This window comes from Spiroplasma endosymbiont of Poecilobothrus nobilitatus (assembly GCF_964030655.1).
Lineage (GTDB): Bacteria > Bacillota_I > Bacilli_A > Mycoplasmatales > Mycoplasmataceae > Spiroplasma.
This window is the reverse complement of sequence record NZ_OZ034915.1, coordinates 327565-347430: the sequence shown is the minus strand read 5'-3', so window position 1 is coordinate 347430 and position 19866 is coordinate 327565. Positions and strand designations below refer to the sequence as shown.

Here is a 19866-nt window from a genome sequence, read left to right as displayed (position 1 = left end):
TGATAAATTAAGCACTGAGAATGCTATTTGATTCTGTTAAAAGAGCAATCAATGATTTTAAAAAATATTTGGTATTAAAATAACACGAATTAGAACTGATAACGGTTCTGAATTTATTAGTAGTCATCGTAATAATCAAAAAAGTACTGTTAAAGAAACTACTTTTACTCAATTTTTAACAAATAAAAATATTTTTCATCAAACAACACCGGTTCGTTCCCCACAGTCAAATGGTAAGATTAAAAGATTTCATCAAAATTATAGTAAATTATTTGTATTTGAAGAAAAAATATTGGATGCAGTTTGTTTACAAAATAAACTTAATAATTACTATTATTTTTATAATTTTGAAATAGTACATAAATCTTTAAACTTTCAGACACCAATTGAATTTTTAAACAATTTAACTAAATAATTTAAAATTTATAAAGTTTTAATAAAAAATATTTTTTAGTGCGTCAATTTTATAATTTTTATTTATATATTTATCATTTTTAATGATATTTTTTTATTTTAAATTATATATTTTATTATTTTTTCTTGTTTTCTTGCAATCTCCAAAATGTGTGTGGTATACTACAATATTTATAAAATATACCTAAAATTAGGTATATTTTTAATATAAGAGGTGAATAATTAATGGAAAAAATAATTGAAGAATTAATAAATAGTTTAACAGATGATCAATTTTTAGAATTTCATGAAAAAGTCAAAAAAGAAGCAGAATTAATTAAAAAACAAAAACGCTTAAATGAAATTGATCAAAAATTTAGGGATAAAGGTATTAAATGTCCTAATTGTCAATCTTTTTATTGTGTTAAAAATGGTCATAATCCTGAAGGGAAACAAAAATATTTATGCAAAAAATGTCGTTCTAGTTTTGATGCTTTTCGTGATCATTTTACATATTGAAGTCATTTAAATTATGAACAGTGAAATTTATTGATTCAAATTTCATTATTAGGCCAATCTAGTAAAATGATTTCCCACTTTATTAAAACATCACCGAAAACCGCTTGATATAATCGCCAAAAAATAATGAAATTAAAACAATTAGAAAACACCCAATTAAAATTTAAAATGTTAAATGGCCAAATTCAAATCGATGAAACATTTATTAAAGAAATCCACAAAGGTAATTTTAAAGATAAATTTGATAAAAGAAAAATTCATCTTGATTCATTTTCAACCAACACTAAATGTTCTATTCAAATGGCTGTTGATAGCAATAATAATATTTATGTTAAATCAACCAACACAAAACGATTACAAAAACAGTGAATTATTGAAAATATGATAGCATTACAAAAGTTGAGATTTTACAAAAAATATAAATAAAAACAACTAAACAAATTAAATAAATTTACTAAAAACCTAATATTAAGCATTTTTTTTGCATTACTTAATTAATAAGTAAATTTAATTTTGTTTGTTATACTTACAAACCTCAACTTTTTTATTACTATCGAAAATATTAATAAACAATTAATCAAAGAAAATTCAATTATTATTTCTGACATGCAACCATTATATTTATTAGTAGCAAAACAAACAAATTCTATTTTATTAGCAACTAAAACTAGCACAAATCCTGATGCTAGTTATCGGAAGTTAAATAAAATTAGTAAATTAAAATCAAATCTTAAAGAATACTTAATTCATTATCATGGCTTAGGTTTCACGAACATTCAAAATTATTTAAATCTCTGAAAATTAAAATACCAGCATAAAGGTTTAACGCCAAACCAACAATTATCGGTATTATATTTTAACGTATAAAAAAGTTAAATAACAATATTAAAAGTTTATATAATTTTCTTTTAAAGTTATCATATTGATGATTTTTTTTATTTCATCAAGAGTTTTCTACAAAATCAAAATTATTTTTTATGTTATGTATTATGTAAATTCAAGCAGCAAATTCTGTCTCTTGTTATTATGATAATAACATCATTTAAAATAAATGCAACTATTTTTTTAAAAAAAATAAAATATTTGTAAGTTTAGTCTATTTTAAACATATTTAAGCACACTGAAAAATAATTTATTAAATTTTGCTTCAAATAAACTTATTTAAAATTCTCTAAAAATACTTCTTTAGATGTTCTTCAATTTAAACAAGGCCTTAATTTTTCATTTATAACATCAACTACTCAATCTATTTTTTGTTGAGTAACAAGGTTAAAATCTGTTCACTTAAGGTATCTTTTCCTAAATTCACGGTTTATTCTTTCAATTAAGGGTTTTTGTTTAGGTGAACCTGGGTCACAATAATAAACATTAGCTCCAGCAATCTTTTCCATTTCTTCAAATTTACTAAATTCTTTTCCTCTATCTGTTATTATTCCTTTAATTTTTCCAACTAAATCATTAATTCTAACTATATGTTCAAATTTTTCTAAAACTTCATTAGCAGTATGTTCTTCTAATTTCATAGCAAATTATTTTTTGCTTGATTGCTCAACTAATACTAAACAACTAGATTGATGGTCTTTACCAACTACCGTATCCATTTCAAATCAACCAACATTAGATTGTTTATTTTCAATATCTCAAATTGATCTAAATCTTTCATCTAATTTTCCGCGATTATCAGGTCTTTTCTTTGTTCTATTTCTTCTACCACCATTTAATAAATTTTTATTTAACAAACCCAAAAGACCTAAATAAATTCATTTATAAAATGTTTTAAGACAAGCAGGAAATTTGACACAAAACTTTATTAAAAATTGTTGAATAATTTCTGCTGGTGAATCGTAAAGAATATTAAATCGTAAATTTAAAAATTCTTGTTGTTCGTCTGTAAATGTGGGCAGTTTTTTAATACATTTTTTTCTTTTTTGTTTATAATCTTTTTGTGCTTCAACTGGCATATAATCTTCTACCTTTTTAAATCGATTTATTTCTCTTTTAATAGTATTAACTGCACGACCCCCGTTTGTCTTGATATTTCAGATAAATTAAGTGTGCCATTCTTCTTTTTGCAATTATCAGATAATAATAAATCTTTAAATAAATTTCGTTCATCATATTTTACATGTTTATATTGGATAGGCTACAATTATTAGGACCATAATTATATAGACTTCAAAATTAGATAAAATTATTAAGAAAGAAGGAATATAAAAATGGGAAATAAAACTTCATACTATGAAGAATTTAAAAAAACAAATTGTCATGCTATATAAAAATGGTAAAAGTGTTATTAATCTAGGGCAAGAATATAATTTACCAAAACCAACTATTTATAGTTGAGTTAAAAATTATAATAATTCTGGTTCATTTAAAGCAAAATACAATCGCACACTAGAAGAAAATGAAATAATAACTTTACGAAAATAACTTAAAGACTTGAAAATGGAAAATGACATTTTAAAGCAAGCCGCACTGATAATGGCCAAAAAATAACAATAATTAATAACAACAAAACAAAATATTCAGTAAGAAAAATATGTAAGATTTTGGGTTTATCAAAATCAACGTATTATTATCAAACTAATAAATGTATTAACAAGTAAGTTAATAATTATGAACAAGAAATTATCAGTGCCTTTAATAAAAGCCACAAAATTTATGGGGCTCGCAAAATTAAAGTTATTTTAAACAGAAAAGATATCATCTTATCGCGGCGAAAAATCAGATTCTTTATGATCAAAAATAATTTGGTTTCTAAATACACCAAATTAAAATATCATAATCATAAAACAACAGTCAATAATGACCAAATTAATAATATTTTAAATCGTCAATTTAACAACAAAAAACCTAATGAAGTTATTGTTAGTGATTTAACATATGTTCAAGTTGGCGCTAAATGACATTATATTTGTTTATTAATTGACTTGTTTAATCGTGAAATAATTGTTTATAGTGCTGGGCCGAATAAAACAGCCGAACTGGTCCAACAAGCTTTTCATAAAATAACACGACCATTAAATCAAATAACTCTATTTCATACTGATCGTGGTAATGAGTTTAAAAATAAAATCATTGATGAAATTTTAATAACTTTTAATATTAAAAGATCATTAAGCAATAAAGGCTGCCCTTATGATAATGCTGTGGCTGAAACAACTTACAAAACTTTTAAAACTGAATTTATTAAGGGTAAAAAATTTAAAAATTTAACACAATTAAAATACGAACTTTTTGATTTTGTGCATTGATATAACAATATTAGAATTCATGGCAGTTTAAATTATTTATCTCCAGTTACTTTTAGAAAACAAATGTCTATATAAAAAGTGTCCTAAAAAGTGTTGCCATTCCAAAGACGCTATTAGAAAACTAACAAATAGTATTTAAAAAAATAACCAGAATTAAGGTTATTTTTTATTTGTTTTTAATATAATTAAATTCTTTTCGCCATATGTTTTAATTAAATACTCTCAATTTCATAGTGAATTTAAATCTACATCTTTGGGATCAATACCAGTTATATATTCATCAAGCGGAGTTTTACAAGGCCGATTACCTTGTTCTGAACGATAACATAAAATATAATTATTACTCATTTTTGTCATCTCCTTTATTATTTACAATATAATAATTAATAAGATATTCTATTTTTTGAGAATAAGTATCAAAATTTAATTCATTTCAAACTTGTTCTTAATTTTCATTTAAGTAAATATTAACATTCCGAATTTTAAAAGAATAATATTTTCCTGTTTTTTGATTATATGATTGCTTCATAATATTACCTCTCATAATTAGCAATAATAATTGCATCTCGTAAATGATTACTTATTTTTTCATTATTATATTTTCAACCTTTACCATATTGATAAGTTAAATTAAAATCTTTTTCAAATTCTCATAAACAACTATCATTATATTTACTTAAATTTTCAATATTCTTAACAACTGATTTAGTATGTTTTGGTGATAATCAGTTAATATTGCTTACTTTCTTTGTATTGTATTTAACTGCTCCAATTACTTTTAATAAATCATCTCTATCTTTACTAGCATTAGCAGCTGTATATAAACAATCTTCAATATTAATAATTGCATCTAATCTTAAAGCATCTAAAATAATATCGGTTTACGTAATTCAGTTATTATTTTTATATTCATATTTATCAATTAATTTATTGTCATTAATTAATGAAATAGCTGTAGTGCCAGTTCCTGATGGGCCAATACCTATTTTTATGCTCATTCAAAAGCATCTTCACTATTAACTGGTACTACATTTGATATATCTTCTTCTTTAACCACATTGTCATTAGTTTCTACTATTTCTTCATTATATATGATATTATTACTTATATTATTTGATAGGGTTTTGTCGCTCATTTGCCCCTTATTTTTACCAACATTGCCATCATTATCAATATAAATCTTTTCATCATTAGTTGTAATAACTGCTTGGTCTGATTTATGTGCTTGTTGTAATTCAACAGACATAATACCTCATTTTCTTAATAATGATGTTAATACAGTTTTTAATGCCATTTCATCAAAACTAGCAATATAAAATGATTTATTTTTAGCATAAGTTTTAGAGTATTTCATAAAATGATTTTCCATTTGTTCTTTTGTCATATATAATGTTTTTTCAAAACCATTAACCATTTTAAAATATGCTACATAACCAATAATTGATAATTTTTCTCTTTCATCTTCATTTTGTATTCAATTAAAACTAGTTCCTTTTAATCGATCATAATTTACTAATTCACCAGTTCTAACATCTGATACTGACATATCTAAATATTGACCACTTCTTTGTGCTAATTGAATATAACCTTTATAACCCATTTGAAATTGAGCTTGATTAATTCATTCTTGTATTTCGCGGCCATTAATATTTCTTGTTATTTTAGTGTTATATGGAACAACATAAGCATAACCAAATTGTCTTTCCATAGGTAAGTTTAATAAAACACCTTGATAACAAGCAGTCATTATAGTTTTTGGGTCTGCTTTTTGTAATAATTCATTACTATTTGATATTGCTACAATATTACTTTTAAATCTTGCAATTTCATTTTCATTTGAAAATTTACTTTTTATTCAATCATTTGCCTTATCTGTTCTTAAAAATTCTACTATATTTGCCATATTATTTTTCTCCTTTATTTATTTTAAAATTAATACCTTTAATACCAATTAAATTAATATCTTTATTACTATCTCATTGTTCTTTAATTTCATTTTTAACAATTTGTTCATCAACAATTAAATAGTTTTTAATAATATTAATAAGTTCTAATTTATCAGCATTTTGTAAAAAATCATCATTAATACCAATAACTTCAATATCTTTAATTAATAATTTATCTTTACGAAAATTACTAGTAATAATTTTTAATTCTTGCTCTTGTTTTGCTACACTTTTAATTTCTAAAAATTGTTCTTTTTTATGAGTTTCAATAATTTCATTTTGTTTTTGAAATTGAATATTAATTACACTATTTTTTAAAGAATCATGATTATTCTTAATATTATTTTCTAAATTTAAAATATCTTTTCTAATAAAATTTAATTCATCTTTAAAAATTTTTATTAATTCTAATGGTTCTCTAAAAACATAATCAATTTTTGAAACTATTAATTTTAAATCTTTTAGTGATTGTGATTTATATTCTCCATTTATTAATCAAGCTTGTTGTCAATATATAAATTCTGCTAATTCTTGCCCATTTTCATCAATTCATTTTTTAATTGTTAATGCTTTTAAACTTAATTCTTTAAAATCATTTCCTTTTAAATAAAACGGATAAGTAATATTTTTAACTTCATTATTTAACTTTAAATCTGCCATAATTAAATTTCCTCCAAATTCTTTTCCATAATTAATGTATCAATATACTCATAAGCACTATCTTCTGAATTACATTCCTCAAGTGCTTCATTAAATAATTCTTCTTCGGTATAAACATTGCCATCTTCATCTTTTCACATATTATTCACATCCTTGTCATTTAATATTTTCGTCTTCTAAATCAATAATAGTTGTTTTACAATAATTTAAATTTTCAGAATAAATTCTCGCTTCATCAAATGTATAAAAATATATAGTATTTAAGCTATATTTATCTTTCATTACTAATAAATATCTTTTATTCATAATTTATTAACTCGTAATCTGCTTCTTCATCTTCTAAATAATCACTAATTAAATCTTTAATCTCATCAATTTCATATCATTTGCAATTTAAGTCAAAGTCTACGTCTAATACCAACATGTCGTTCTTCATTACCAAATTTAAGATATAATTTTAATTCTCAATTATCTAAATAATCACGATTAATTTGTTCATAAATAATATCTTTATTGGTAATTTTTAATGCTTTATTACATATCATTTTTTAATTCCTCCTAGTTTTAAATCGCTGGCACTCACTCCCAAGTGAAAGTGCCAAAGCGAAGATTGGTTATATAAGTATTTATCTATTTATTTACTACGCCATCCGTTTCACTGGGGGTGATCGATGGCGGTATATTGTTTGTTTAATAATCGACAGTTGTTTTTATAAGGTAAAGCCAGAGAATTCTCTCTCTTCTTCCGCACCATTTCAGGTCAAAACGTTCAGTTTTTAAAATAAATTCACTTGCACCTTGAAGATCATAGTGCTGGCTTTGTGGTTTATTTAAAACCGCCGCCATCCTCGATGGGACAAATCTATCGCAAATTTATTTATAAAGTGTTCAAGACTGCACCCCAAAAAGTAAGTAAAATAAAAAAAGATTTTGTTAAATTTTTATAGGGGGTGCATTTTTATATGGCAAAAAAAGGACAAAAATATAACAAATATACATCAGAATTTAGAACAAAAATCATTGAGGAAATTAAACAAAAAAGTTGTTGAATAGTAGCAAAACAATATAATATAAATGCAAATACAGTAGAATCTTGATGAACAAATCATAAAAAAGGAAAATTAAACAATCCTAAAGGACCTAAAATTTCTTTTGCCAAAAGAAATTTAGAATATTATAAAACAAGGTATGAATTATTAAAAAAGCTCCATGACTTTTACAATTAAGCAAACTAAGAATAGTCTCTTTTATTAAACAAAATTGTCGTGAATATTCAATAAAATTATTACTAGAAGTAACAGGGTTAAAACGTAGTTATTGAGATAAATATAAAAATTATGACAGTAGCAAAAAAGATAAAAAAGCAATAAATGATATTGTAAAAGTCTATGAATAAAATTTAAAACAATTTGGTTATCGAAGAATTACTAAATATTTAAAAGAAGATTATGGTATAAAATATAATTCAAAAAAAGTTTTAAGAATTATGCGTGATAATCAAATACAACCTGAATATGTAAGAAAAATGAGAAGAAAAATAAATTATAAACAGAATAAAGAAAAAAGCTTATTGCAATATCCTGATTTAATTAATCGTAAATTCAATGATATAAAAACAAAGTTTTCAGTACTATATACTGATGTAACATATTTAATTTGAAAATGAGAAAGATATTATCAATCAACAATTATTGATGGATATACTAAAAAAATAGTTGATGTAAAGTGATCTAAATATAATGACAATAAATTAGTAATGGATAATTTAAATGATGCAATTAATAAAATAAAATTAATAAAAAAAGATCTGAATGGAATAATAATTCACTCAAATCACGGATATCAATATACATCCACTATTTATCACGATAAATGTTTATCTAACGGCATTATAATTTAAATGGGGAAAAAATACCACTGTGCAGATAATATTGTTATAGAAAGTTTTCATTCATTACTTAAGAAAGCTACAATCCATAATAAAATATATAATTCACATGAATAATATATACAAGATGTTATAAAATGAAATACATGATATTCAAATCGTAAAGAAAAAGATATAATTAAAAAATAGTAAATACTTTTTATTAGTACTTACTAAAATGTGTGCACTCTATTCATCTCTTTTTTTATTGTCGTTTGATGTTGACCTTGCACTTATCACGACTATCGCTTAGTTCTAATAAACCAACGCCGATTTACATTTTTCCTCATACACTATTTCAGTACTTGCCTCGGATGGCTGTGGGAATGAGTTTAAACTCATGTTCTTATGGAAGCACTTAGTTATTTAAAATAACCGTCCCACACTGCATTAAGTTGTTTTATAAAATCAAAGTTTAAAATAACAAGTTTTATCATCAAAGATAATTTTTGAATTTTCTAAGCGTTTATAAAACCGCTTTTGTTTTTTATCTTTTGTCCGATTTAATAAATCTTTGTGTTTTTCACAAGTTCATAAAATTTTATTTGATAAAAATTCTTCGGTAATGAGTGATATTAATTTATAACAATCATTAACATCACATATTGTTTGTTGCTTATTAATTTCTATTACTTACTCTTTTCTTTTATTAAGTTTTTTTATTAACAAATTAATTAACTGAAACAGAGAAAGGACAACACCTTAAAATTGGATAAAAAACAGGTACACTTTGTAAAGATTTCTAAGATATTTAATAAATTTGTAAACAACTTAAAGAGGGTATCAAAAAGTTGTTATAAAAAGTTTCTATTTTAATAATTTAAGATGCTGTCCTTTCTCTGAAACAATAAATAATTTGGTTTTATAAATAAAAAAACAACCCTTTTATTTAACAAGAGTTGTTTTTTGTCGCTTCATCGTACATGATACATTATTATTAAATTAATAGATTTGTTGCACTTGCATTTACAATTTACAATATTAAATTAGTTTTTTCATTATAAAATTTGTAATCAAACATTAAAGTTTTAAAATTTAACACGGTTAAATTATAAAAAAAATGCAAGTAATTAAATAATAAAATAGTTATTATTCGGTCGTATAAAGAAAATAAGGGTTTTTATTTTTAAATGTTATTTAGTTCAATAAATTAAAAAGGTATTTTTTTCTTTTTTGTCTAAAACCCTTATTTTCTTTATACGACCTATTATTCTTTAACTATTTATTTTTTATGTCCAATAATTTCTTTATAATTCTTTTCTATTAATTTCACAGAATAATAAAAAGAGTTATAAATCATATAACTCTTAATTAATTTATTAATTATTTTTTTAATTTTGTATAAAACTCTTGATGAAATAAAAAAAATCATCAATATGATAACTTTAAAAGAAAATTATATAAACTTTTAATATTGTTATTTAACTTTTTTATACGTTAAAATATAATACCGATGATTGTTGGTTTGGCGTTAAACATTTATGCTGGTATTTTCATTTTCAGAGATTTAAATAATTTTGAATGTTCGTGAAACCTAAGCCATGATAATGAATTAAGGATTCTTTAATATTTGATTGTAATTTACTAATTTTATTTAACTTCCGATAACTAGCATCAGGATTTGTACTAGTTTTAGTTGCTAATAAAATAGAATTTGTTTGTTTTTCTACTAATAAATATAATGGTTGCATGTCAGAAATAATAATTGAATTTTCTTTGATTAATTGTTTATTAATATTTTCAATAATTCACTGTTTTTGTAATCGTTTTGTGTTAGTTGATTTAACATAAATATTATTATTGCTATCAACAGCCATTTGAATACAACATTTAGTGTTGGTTGAAAATGAATCAAGATGAATTTTTCTTTTATCAAATTTATCTTTAAAATTACCTTTGTGGATTTCTTTAATAAATGTTTCATCGATTTGAATTTGGCCATTTAACGTTTTAAATTTTAATTGGGTGTTTTCTAATTGTTTTGATTTCATTATTTTTTGGCGATTATATCAAGCGGTTTTCGGTGATGTTTTAATAAAATTTTACTAGATTGGCCTAATAATGAAATTTGAATCAATAAATTTCACTGTTCATAATTTAAATGACTTCAATACGTAAAATTATCACGAAAAGCATCAAAACTAGCACGACATTTTTTGCATAAATATTTTTGTTTTCCTTCAGGATTATGACCATTTTTAACACAATAAAAAGATTGACAATTAGGACATTTAATACCTTTATCCCTAAATTTTTGATCAATTTCATTTAAGCGTTTTTGTTTTTTAATTAATTCTGCTTCTTTTTTGACTTTTTCATGAAATTATAAAAATTGATCATCTGTTAAACTATTTATTAATTCTTCAATTATTTTTTCCATTAATTATTCACCTCTTATATTAAAAATATACCTAATTTTAGGTATATTTTATAAATATCAAGAGTTTTCTACAAAATTAAAGAATTATCTTAAATAAAACAATCAAAACCGTGATATAAAGTATCTTCTCTTTCTTTAAAAATATCTTTAATATCATATTTTTTTCGATACTCTTCAATTTTTCTCGTTTCAATAGCTTTAATTGCTTCACAAGCTAATTTATGCGAATTACATAATGTCATTTGAGGAACATCACCATTATTTAATGGTTCATAATATAATGCTCCTGTAATCATTTCGTTTAAACCAAAACCAGGATATTCTCCTTTTAAAATTCCTTGATGTAAACGAAAGTCAGAAATAATTGGGAACAAATATTTATTTTTATTATGAATTGCTTGTTCAACTACTAAACCAAATTCCATATGAGTTCCTGAATCTCATCCATCTAATTCAAAAATAACATAATCTGCCTCAGTTAAACCAGAATAATCTAATTCAAAAATTGCTTTATTTGTAGGACGTACTTTTTGATTTGTTTCAAAGTCAACTGGATTTCCAATAATAAAGTTTGGAAACATTTCACGCAACATATCTCCTTCACGTTTTCTTGTGTTTCACTGGGCCTCAGTAAACATACTACCCGCATTATAAATTATTTTTTTATTATCTCTCATATTATTTTTTCTCCTTTATTGATTAATTATTGTTTCAAATGTTTTAAATTTTTCCATATCAAGACCTGTACTATTAATATCACCAGTTATAAAAGCGCCGACAGCAATTAAATCATATCCTAAGTTTTTTGCTTCTTCGTAATTTGTTAAATTAATTCATCCCGAAGCCATATAAACTTTTGTTGGAAAAAATGTTTTAATTGTTTGAATAAAATTTAATTTAAATGCTGTTGCTGGGAAAATTTTAATAATTTCTCATTTAGCATTAATAATATTGTTAACTTCTTGTAGTGTCATTGCCCCTGGAATATATAGTAAATCATTTTGATGGCAATATTCACTAACTGCTTGGTTAAAAACTGGACCTACTAAAAATTGAGCTCCGGCTTCTGCCGCTTGTATTGCTTGTTCTAATGTTAAAACTGTTCCTACCCCAACTAAAATTGTTGGATACTTGTTACGAAAAAAACTAATTAATTTTGCAACATTAGGAATTGTGAAAGTTAATTCTAAACATTTAACTTGTAAATTAATTAACTGTTCACAAATTTGTTGAGCAATAACATAATTATTATTTCGAATTACATAAAAAGTTTTATACTCTAATAGTTTTTCTAATGTAATCATTATTCTCCTAAATATGCTGTAATTCTATTAATAATAGAAATTTGTTCTAATTGCTTATACTTAATAACAGCATCAGCACTTCCCGATAAACCATAATCATCAACGCCTAACATTAAACCAGTTTTACCAACAAATTTATATCAAACATAATCATTTGAAAATTCAATTGCAATTACTTTTGTTATATTATTTGGTACAATTTTTTCTTGATACGCTCTTGACTGTTGTTCAAATAATTCAACACAGGGCATTGATACAACACGAATGTTTTTCTTAATTGTCTTATCTACAACAATTGCTGGATCTACTTCAGTTCCTGTTGCAATAATAATTGCCTTCAATGGTTTTGCCTCATCTTCAGCAACAATAATATATCCCCATTTTAACGTTTGTTCTCAACATGTTTCTGCTAATTGATATGGGGTATCTTGTCGCGATAAGATTAAAGCTGATGGAGTTCCTTTTTGCTTCCACGCTTGTTTTCAAACACCCAATTGCTTCTTTAATATCCGCTGGACGAAACACATTTAAATTCGGGCAATTTCGTAGCATTGCTAATTGTTCAACTGGCTGATGTGATTTTCCATCAAAACCAACACCGATTGAATCATGTGAAAAAGCAAAAATCACGGGTAAGTTTTGAATACAAGCTATTCGAATACATGGCTTCATATAGTCAGCAAAAATTAAAAATGTTGAATTAAAACCTTTCAAACCTTGGTGTAATTCAACACCAATGCTAATTGTTCCGGCAGCAAATTCACGCGCTCCAAAATGAACATTATTATTTTGTGGTGTTGATGTTGTTCATGAGCCATTATAACCAATAATTTTGGTTGCAGTTCCTAAATCAGCACTACCTCCAAACATATTATTTAAACATTTTTGTTGATAATATTTAAAAACATCGCCCATAAAATAATTCGTGTTCCTGCTTTTTTATCTTTATCAGTTGCTAATAATGCTTCAAAATCTTTTAAATCAACCGATGTAATTACAAATAATTCTTCATATTCCTTTGGAAATGTTGCTTTGTAAGCAGTTATTTTTTTATTTCATTCTTCATATTTTATTGCTCCTCGTTTAGCAAAAGTATCTTGTCAATGTTTTTTAACATCATTATCAACATAAAATTGAGGATGATTAAAATCATAAAATGCTTTTACTTGCTCCATCTCCTCGGGAGTAAATGGTGAAGAATGCATGGGTGAACCTTGCTTTGGATGCCCATAACCAATAATTGTTTTACATTCATTTAATGTTGGTTTATCAGATTTTTGCGCTTGTTCAATTGCTTTTTGAATTGCTGGTAGATCTTCATCTGCGTTTTCAATTCGAATATAATTTCAATTTTGTGCTTCAAAAAAACGTTGATAATCAATTTTTAAAACAGCATCACATTTTGTATCTAATTGGCAATCATTTAAATCATATAACATAATTAATTTATTTAATTTTCATACCCCAGCTAATTGGATTGCTTCAATTGCTCCCCCTTCTTGCAAATCACCATCGCTACATAAAACATAAGTATAATGGTCAATGATTTTATAATCTGGTTTATTAAATTTAGCCGCTAAATGTTGTTCAGCTAATGCCATTCCAACTCCATAGCTAACTCCTTGTCCTGGGGGGCCAGAAGAATTATCAACTCCAAGAGTAACACCATATTCTGGATGGGCTGGCGTTTTTGAATTAATATGACGATAATTTTTTAAATCATAAATTGTTAAATTATAACCAGCTAAATGTAAAATCGCATATTGTAAAGTTGAATCATGTCCTGGGGATAATACAAAACGATCGCGGCTAATTCAATCAGGTACTGCCGGATTAGCAATTAAATTATTTAAATAAATTGCTTGCATTAGTGGTGCTGCACTTAATACAATCCCTGGGTGACCAGTTTTATTATAAATAATAGGATCTAGTCCTAAAATTCTTAAATTACTTAAACTTTTTGTCTCTATATTATTATTTGTGATTTTCATTTTAATTTCCTCCTTATTAAATTAAAATATTAATAATAATTATTTTTTAAATTAAACAAGGAACTTTATTATCAAGAGATAATAAATGTTGCATAATAATGCTTATTTTTTCTGAAAAATCATCATTGTCAGAATCAATAACAATAAATTTATAATCATTTTTTAATTCATGATATAAAATTTCATATTGTTCATTTAACTTTTCCCAGTAATAATATGGGGTTTCTAATTCTAATTGACGCCCACGTTGTTTAATTCGTTCAACAGCTTTTTCAGTTGAAACTTTTAAATAAATAATGACATCAAAGCCTAACTTTTGTTTCAAAATTGGAACAATAACATTTTGAAAAAAACGATTATAGACTTTAAAATCAATTTCATTCATAATTTTTAATAAGTGAGAAACTCGCACAAAAACAGGGTCTTCTAAAATTGTGCGGTCAAAAACAGTATTCTCTAAATTATCAATGTTGAAAAATTTCTCAATTCTTGTTGTTAACATATAAATTTGCATTTTAAAAGCAAATCCTTCCATATCTTGGTAAAAATCCTTAAAATATGGATTTTCTTCTAATGGTTCTTTAAATAAATTATAGTTTAATTGTTTACATAATTCTTCACTAACTTTTGTTTTTCCTGCTCCAACGGTTCCAAAGACTGCAATTTTCATTTTATTGCTCCTTTCGTTTTTAACCCATTAATTGAACAGCAGTATCTAATGATAATTCAACCATTGTCATAAAATTATTTTGGCGTTCCAATGCTGTAGTAACTTCTTTAGTTACAAGATGGTCAGAAACTGTTAATAATGTTGCTGCATGTTTTTGCGTAACAATTGCATTAGTAAACAAAGCATATGATTCCATTTCAACAACATCTAACTTATTAGCATGAGTAAAGTCTAATGAATCATCATAACGATAAAAAACATCTGCTGAATGAGCAATTCCCGTGTGAGTTTTAATTCCTTTGGCTTGTGATACAGTTTCAATTTCATTAAATAATTTTTCACTTGCAGCAATTAAATTACTATCAATATTAGCTGCAATTTTTGCATAATTACTTTCGCCAAATGCTTCACGAACATTAAAGATATCATAAACTTTAATATTTGGATTATAACTTCCAGCTGAACCAATTCTAATAATATAATCAACATCATAAAACTTAAATAATTCGTATGAATAAATTCCAATGCTTGGACAACCCATTCCACTTCCAGCAATTGTTACCTCAATGTTTTTATATTTGCCAGTATACATTAACATATTTCTAACTTCATTTACTAATTTTAAATTTGTTAAATATTTTTCGGCAACGGTTTTTGCCCGTAATGGGTCTCCCGGCATTAAAACAACTTTTGCAATTTCTTCTTTTTTGGCATTAATATGTGGTGTCATTTTTTATTCCTCTTTTTCCCGCTTAATTTAATTACCAATAAATACCTATCAATGCTATTTTTATTTAAAAAGTAAGGATATTTAAACAACACGAAAAAGAATATTGTTGCATATCCACATAAATGATGTTTAATTTCTACGATTATTTTAATTAATAGTTTAATACAATAGCAAAAATAAAACCATTTTAAATCAAATGCTATTAAACTTAATTATTAATTAATTTTATTATTTATTTTCTTTTAAATAATACTTTTTGATAGGATTACTGCTTTAAATTAACAACTAAAAAACGCTTTTTGACGTCTTTCAAATTATTATTTAATAGTTTTCACTAATAAATAATTAATCATCTAACCCCAGAGATAATAACTATAAGTGCAGCATTGATATTTTACCAATGTTTTTTTAGATCGGTCTACTGGCTTAGTTTCACTTTACTCACTATTCCTTCTCAAGAAATATTTTCTCAATGGAATGATGTTAGCTTTCATCCACTTTACAGTTGCTGGGACATCCTAAGATTAACACCTAATTCCCGTAACATCCAAAATTGCTTTTTAAAGTTGTTAAAATAATAATATAAAGTTTACTTTTAAAATGCAAGTTAAAATTAACAAATTATTTACCAACTAAAAACAAACTAGAAAAAAAGTTGATATTTTTATAATTAAAAATGAAACTATTGTCAGAAAAATCTAGGAGCATATAATAAAGATTGTAAATAATATTTATGGACCTTATTAAATATTTTCTTTAATTTTGTAGAAAACTCTTGATATTTATAAAATATACCTAAAATTAGGTATATTTTTAATATAAGAGGTGAATAATTAATGGAAAAAATAATTGAAGAATTAATAAATAGTTTAACAGATGATCAATTTTTAGAATTTCATGAAAAAGTCAAAAAAGAAGCAGAATTAATTAAAAAACAAAAACGCTTAAATGAAATTGATCAAAAATTTAGGGATAAAGGTATTAAATGTCCTAATTGTCAATCTTTTTATTGTGTTAAAAATGGTCATAATCCTGAAGGAAAACAAAAATATTTATGCAAAAAATGTCGTGCTAGTTTTGATGCTTTTCGTAATCATTTTACGTATTGAAGTCATTTAAATTATGAACAGTGAAATTTATTGATTCAAATTTAATTATTAGGCTAATCTAGTAAAATGATTTCCCACTTTATTAAAACATCACCGAAAACCGCTTGATATAATCGCTAAAAAATAATGAAATCAAAACAATTAGAAAACACCCAATTAAAATTTAAAACGTTAAATGGCCAAATTCAAATCGATGAAACATTTATTAAATAAATCCACAAAGGTAATTTTAAAGATAAATTTGATAAAAGAAAAATTCATCTTGATTCATTTTCAACCAACACTAAATGTTGTATTCAAATGGCTGTTGATAGCAATAAAAATATTTATGTTAAATCAACCAACACAAAACGATTACAAAAACAGTGAATTATTGAAAATATTAATAAACAATTAATCAAAGAAAATTCAATTATTATTTCTGACAAACAACCATTATATTTATTAGTAGCAAAACAAACAAATTCTATTTTATTAGCAACTAAAACTAGTACAAATCCTGATGCTGGAATGGCAAGGGTTTTTTGGACAAATTTTATGTAGAATAATAATTTCTGTATTGCACTGGTGTTAAATAATTTAGTTTGCTATGAATTCGAATATTATTGTACCAATTAATGTAATCAAATAATTCTAATTTAAACTGCTCAACGTTTTTAAATTTATTATTTTTAATAAATTCAGTTTTAAAAATTTTGTATGTTGATTCTGCAACAGCATTGTCATAAGGACAACCTGGTTTACTGTAAGATTTTTGAATCCAATTTTTAACTAACAGGTTATAAATAAGATTATTATTGAATTCACTGCCTTGATCAGTGTGAAATATTTTAATATTGCTTAATGAAAATTGAAGTTTATTAAAACTGCTTTCAACTAATTTGGCATTTTTGTGTAAACTAACATCATAACCAATAATTTCTCGATTAAATAAATCAACTAAGAAACAGACATAATATCATTTGTTACTAATAAAAACATAGGTTAAATCACTGACAACAACTTCATGTAGTTTATAACTATCAAAATCTTGATTTAACAAATTGTTATATTTATATGTAACATCAGTTGTATTTGAATGTTTGTATTTGATTTTTGTATAATTTGAAATTAAGTTATATTTTTTCATTATGTTGTTGATTGGAATGGCAACACTTTTTAGGACACTTTTTATATAGACATTTGTTTTCTAAAAGTAACTGGAGATAAATAATTTAAACTGCCATGAATTCGAATATTGTTATATCAATGCACAAAATCAAAAAGTTGGTATTTTAATTGTGTTAAATTTTTAAATTTTTTACCCTTAATAAATTCAGTTTTAAAAGTTTTGTAAGTTGTTTCAGCCACAGCATTATCATAAGGTCATCCTTTATTGCTTAATGATCTTTTAATATTAAAAGTTATTAAAATTTCATCAATGATTTTATTTTTAAACTCATTACCACGATCAGTATGAAATAAAGTTATTTGATTTAATGGTCGTGTTATTTTATGAAAATCTTGTTGGACCAGTTCGGCTGTTTTATTCGGCCCAGCACTATAACCAATTATTTCGCGATTAAACAAGTCAATTAATAAACAAATATAATGTCATTTAGCACCAACTTGAACATATGTTAAATCACTAACAATAACTTCATTAGGTTTTTTGTTGTTAAATTGACGATTTAAAATATTATTAATTTGGTCATTATTGACTGTTGTTTTATGATTATGATATTTTAATTTGGTGTATTTAGAAACCAAATTATTTTTGATCATAAAGAATCTGATTTTTTGCCGCGATAAGATGATATCTTTTCTGTTTAAAATAACTTTAATTTTGCGAGCCCCATAAATTTTGCGACTTTTATTAAAGGCACTGATAATTTCTTGTTCATAATTATTAACTTGCTTGTTAATACATTTATTAGTTTGATAATAATACGTTGATTTTGATAAACCCAAAATCTTACATATTTTTCTTACTGAATATTTTGTTTTGTTGTTATTAATTATTGTTATTTTTTGGCCATTATCAGTGCGGCTTGCTTTAAAATGTCATTTTCCATTTTCAAGTCTTTAAGTTCTTTTCGTAAAGTTATTATTTCATTTTCTTCTAGTGTGCGATTGTCTTTTGCTTTAAATGAACCAGAATTATTATAATTTTTAACTCAACTATAAATAGTTGGTTTTGGCAAATTATATTCTTGCCCTAGATTAATAACACTTTTACCATTTTTATATAGCATGACAATTTGTTTTTTAAATTCTTCAGAGTATGAAGTTTTATTTCCCATTTTATATTCCTTCTTTCTTAATAATTTTATCTAATTTTGAAGTCTATATAATTATGGTCCTAATAATTGTAGCCTATCCAAAAGTTAATTTGCATATTTTTAATAAAGACGATGAAAATATTGAGTTACAACCAGAACAAAAATTTGTTTTAGATCCTATAAAATTACGAACAAAAATTAATTATGTATATGGTCAATATTATTTTGATAATATTCGTTTTCATTATTATTTTTTAAAATGTTGAATTCCGCAAATGATGTTTTTTTATCATCCAACAAGTTATCTTAGTTTCTATTATAGTAATGAAAAAATTAGTTATTCAAAAACAATAATTGTCTATCATTATCATAATGAACAACAATTATATCAAGCTTGGAAGCTCACATTAGAAAGGTTACACTAGTGAATTCTATTATTTTATTGCTAAACTTGTTATAATTATATTAATTATTAAGAAAATGTGAGGGATTTTAAATGAATGTGCTAGATGAAATTAAAAAAGTTTTAAAAGAACGTGGAATTTATAAACGAATTGATTTAAATACGGAGTTTAAATCATTAGGATTAGATTCATTAGATTTGATGGATTTAGTTATTGAGGCTGAGAAAAAATGCGGGATTCAAATACCAGATGATAAATTAATGGATATTAAAACAGTTGCAGATTTAGTTGAAGTTATTAAAGAAATTAAAAAATAAA

At 24.4% G+C, this 19866-nt stretch carries 25 protein-coding genes, 4 pseudogenes and 1 riboswitch; of the genes and pseudogenes, 11 read left to right on the top strand and 18 right to left on the bottom strand.

Annotated features, from left to right (window positions below; translation table 4 throughout):
• The first annotated feature begins 64 nt into the window (after positions 1-64).
• The 3 genes from AAHM76_RS08350 (at position 65) to AAHM76_RS02025 (ending at position 1779) form a co-directional block, all read left to right on the top strand.
• Positions 65-415 carry an integrase core domain-containing protein gene (locus AAHM76_RS08350; protein ID WP_425289450.1) on the top strand — a complete coding sequence of 117 codons (351 nt, stop codon included), beginning with the start codon at positions 65-67 and terminating at the stop codon, positions 413-415.
• Positions 416-639: 224 nt separating this feature from the next.
• Positions 640-1338 carry an IS1/IS1595 family N-terminal zinc-binding domain-containing protein gene (locus tag AAHM76_RS02030; protein ID WP_342256450.1) on the top strand — a complete coding sequence of 233 codons (699 nt, stop codon included), beginning with the start codon at positions 640-642 and terminating at the stop codon, positions 1336-1338.
• 87 nt (positions 1339-1425) lie between these two features.
• Positions 1426-1779 (top strand): hypothetical protein, encoded by a 354-nt coding sequence (locus tag AAHM76_RS02025; RefSeq protein ID WP_342256449.1) that lies wholly within the window; start codon positions 1426-1428, stop codon positions 1777-1779.
• A 290-nt stretch (positions 1780-2069) separates the two neighbouring features.
• Here AAHM76_RS02025 and AAHM76_RS02020 read toward each other — a convergent pair.
• Positions 2070-3052, bottom strand: a pseudogene (locus AAHM76_RS02020) (IS30 family transposase).
• Positions 3053-3150: 98 nt separating this feature from the next.
• On the opposite strand from AAHM76_RS02020, the pseudogene AAHM76_RS02015 reads away from it, so the two are divergent.
• A pseudogene (locus AAHM76_RS02015) lies at positions 3151-4241 on the top strand (IS3 family transposase).
• 84 nt (positions 4242-4325) lie between these two features.
• Here the strand turns inward: AAHM76_RS02015 and AAHM76_RS02010 are convergent.
• The 6 genes from AAHM76_RS02010 to AAHM76_RS01985 all read right to left on the bottom strand — a co-directional run bounded on the left by AAHM76_RS02010 (position 4326) and on the right by AAHM76_RS01985 (position 7317).
• A complete protein-coding gene (locus tag AAHM76_RS02010) occupies positions 4326-4514 on the bottom strand; it encodes a hypothetical protein (RefSeq protein WP_342255628.1) in 189 nt (62 codons plus the stop codon).
• A gap of 640 nt (positions 4515-5154) precedes the next feature.
• Positions 5155-6069, bottom strand: coding sequence for a recombinase RecT (locus AAHM76_RS02005; RefSeq protein ID WP_342256448.1), 915 nt, complete (start codon positions 6067-6069; stop codon positions 5155-5157).
• Position 6070: 1 nt separating this feature from the next.
• On the bottom strand, positions 6071-6772 hold the full coding sequence (locus tag AAHM76_RS02000; protein WP_342256447.1) for a hypothetical protein: 702 nt from the start codon (positions 6770-6772) through the stop codon (positions 6071-6073).
• Positions 6773-6774: 2 nt separating this feature from the next.
• Positions 6775-6912, bottom strand: a complete 138-nt coding sequence (locus AAHM76_RS01995) for a hypothetical protein (protein WP_342256446.1) — start codon at positions 6910-6912, stop codon at positions 6775-6777.
• A 1-nt stretch (position 6913) separates the two neighbouring features.
• Positions 6914-7078 (bottom strand): hypothetical protein, encoded by a 165-nt coding sequence (locus AAHM76_RS01990; RefSeq protein WP_342256445.1) that lies wholly within the window; start codon positions 7076-7078, stop codon positions 6914-6916.
• Between the two features lie 56 nt (positions 7079-7134).
• Entirely contained in the window at positions 7135-7317 is a 183-nt protein-coding gene (locus tag AAHM76_RS01985) for a hypothetical protein (protein ID WP_342256444.1), read from the bottom strand.
• A 417-nt stretch (positions 7318-7734) separates the two neighbouring features.
• Here AAHM76_RS01985 and AAHM76_RS01980 point away from each other — a divergent pair, with 417 nt between their 5' ends.
• The 3 genes and pseudogenes from AAHM76_RS01980 to AAHM76_RS01975 all read left to right on the top strand — a co-directional run bounded on the left by AAHM76_RS01980 (position 7735) and on the right by AAHM76_RS01975 (position 8672).
• Complete coding sequence (locus AAHM76_RS01980) at positions 7735-7998, top strand: hypothetical protein (protein WP_342256443.1); 264 nt, start codon at positions 7735-7737, stop codon at positions 7996-7998.
• Between the two features lie 173 nt (positions 7999-8171).
• Positions 8172-8243 (top strand): annotated as a pseudogene (locus tag AAHM76_RS08345) (hypothetical protein); the annotation flags it as partial.
• A 15-nt stretch (positions 8244-8258) separates the two neighbouring features.
• Complete coding sequence (locus AAHM76_RS01975) at positions 8259-8672, top strand: DDE-type integrase/transposase/recombinase (RefSeq protein ID WP_342256442.1); 414 nt, start codon at positions 8259-8261, stop codon at positions 8670-8672.
• A 1457-nt stretch (positions 8673-10129) separates the two neighbouring features.
• Here the strand turns inward: AAHM76_RS01975 and AAHM76_RS01970 are convergent.
• The 9 genes and pseudogenes from AAHM76_RS01970 to deoD form a co-directional block, all read right to left on the bottom strand.
• A complete protein-coding gene (locus AAHM76_RS01970) occupies positions 10130-10690 on the bottom strand; it encodes a transposase (protein WP_342256441.1) in 561 nt (186 codons plus the stop codon).
• A complete protein-coding gene (locus tag AAHM76_RS08340; RefSeq protein ID WP_425289449.1) occupies positions 10690-10935 on the bottom strand; it encodes an IS1/IS1595 family N-terminal zinc-binding domain-containing protein in 246 nt (81 codons plus the stop codon). Before AAHM76_RS08340 ends, AAHM76_RS01970 begins: the two co-directional genes overlap by 1 nt.
• Positions 10936-11168: 233 nt before the next feature.
• Positions 11169-11756, bottom strand: coding sequence for a nucleoside 2-deoxyribosyltransferase (locus AAHM76_RS01965; protein WP_342256440.1), 588 nt, complete (start codon positions 11754-11756; stop codon positions 11169-11171).
• Positions 11757-11771: 15 nt separating this feature from the next.
• Entirely contained in the window at positions 11772-12383 is a 612-nt protein-coding gene (locus AAHM76_RS01960; RefSeq protein ID WP_342256439.1) for a bifunctional 4-hydroxy-2-oxoglutarate aldolase/2-dehydro-3-deoxy-phosphogluconate aldolase, read from the bottom strand.
• Complete coding sequence (locus tag AAHM76_RS01955) at positions 12383-12877, bottom strand: transketolase-like TK C-terminal-containing protein (protein WP_342256873.1); 495 nt, start codon at positions 12875-12877, stop codon at positions 12383-12385. The genes AAHM76_RS01960 and AAHM76_RS01955 overlap by 1 nt, the downstream gene beginning before the upstream one ends.
• 22 nt (positions 12878-12899) lie before the next feature.
• Positions 12900-13253 (bottom strand): annotated as a pseudogene (locus AAHM76_RS01950) (transketolase); the annotation flags it as partial.
• Between the two features lie 5 nt (positions 13254-13258).
• Positions 13259-14374, bottom strand: a complete 1116-nt coding sequence (locus AAHM76_RS01945) for a hypothetical protein (protein ID WP_342256438.1) — start codon at positions 14372-14374, stop codon at positions 13259-13261.
• A gap of 46 nt (positions 14375-14420) precedes the next feature.
• Positions 14421-15044, bottom strand: a complete 624-nt coding sequence (locus AAHM76_RS01940) for a deoxynucleoside kinase (protein ID WP_342256437.1) — start codon at positions 15042-15044, stop codon at positions 14421-14423.
• Positions 15045-15063: 19 nt separating this feature from the next.
• Complete coding sequence (deoD, locus tag AAHM76_RS01935) at positions 15064-15774, bottom strand: purine-nucleoside phosphorylase (protein WP_342256436.1); 711 nt, start codon at positions 15772-15774, stop codon at positions 15064-15066.
• A gap of 394 nt (positions 15775-16168) precedes the next feature.
• A riboswitch (cobalamin riboswitch) is annotated at positions 16169-16340 on the bottom strand.
• 270 nt (positions 16341-16610) lie between these two features.
• On the opposite strand from deoD, the gene AAHM76_RS01930 reads away from it, so the two are divergent.
• Together AAHM76_RS01930 and AAHM76_RS01925 are read left to right on the top strand one after the other, a co-directional pair.
• Complete coding sequence (locus tag AAHM76_RS01930) at positions 16611-16928, top strand: IS1/IS1595 family N-terminal zinc-binding domain-containing protein (protein ID WP_342256435.1); 318 nt, start codon at positions 16611-16613, stop codon at positions 16926-16928.
• A 255-nt stretch (positions 16929-17183) separates the two neighbouring features.
• The gene (locus tag AAHM76_RS01925) at positions 17184-17426 is read left to right on the top strand and encodes a hypothetical protein (protein ID WP_342256434.1); all 243 of its coding nucleotides are present in this window, start codon (positions 17184-17186) and stop codon (positions 17424-17426) included.
• Here the strand turns inward: AAHM76_RS01925 and AAHM76_RS01920 are convergent.
• Positions 17419-18012, bottom strand: coding sequence for an IS3 family transposase (locus AAHM76_RS01920; RefSeq protein WP_342256433.1), 594 nt, complete (start codon positions 18010-18012; stop codon positions 17419-17421). The two genes, AAHM76_RS01925 and AAHM76_RS01920, sit on opposite strands and share 8 nt — an antisense overlap.
• A 41-nt stretch (positions 18013-18053) precedes the next feature.
• Positions 18054-19165, bottom strand: a protein-coding gene (locus AAHM76_RS01915) for an IS3 family transposase (RefSeq protein WP_342256432.1) whose coding sequence is annotated in 2 segments (ribosomal slippage) — positions 18054-18922 and positions 18922-19165 — 1113 coding nt in all. Because the reading frame shifts where the segments join, the coding sequence is not laid out codon by codon here.
• A gap of 53 nt (positions 19166-19218) precedes the next feature.
• Between AAHM76_RS01915 and AAHM76_RS01910 the strand changes: the two genes are divergently transcribed.
• Together AAHM76_RS01910 and AAHM76_RS01905 are read left to right on the top strand one after the other, a co-directional pair.
• Positions 19219-19569, top strand: coding sequence for a hypothetical protein (locus AAHM76_RS01910; RefSeq protein WP_342256431.1), 351 nt, complete (start codon positions 19219-19221; stop codon positions 19567-19569).
• A 71-nt stretch (positions 19570-19640) separates the two neighbouring features.
• Entirely contained in the window at positions 19641-19865 is a 225-nt protein-coding gene (locus AAHM76_RS01905; RefSeq protein ID WP_342256430.1) for an acyl carrier protein, read from the top strand.
• Position 19866: the final 1 nt, after the last annotated feature.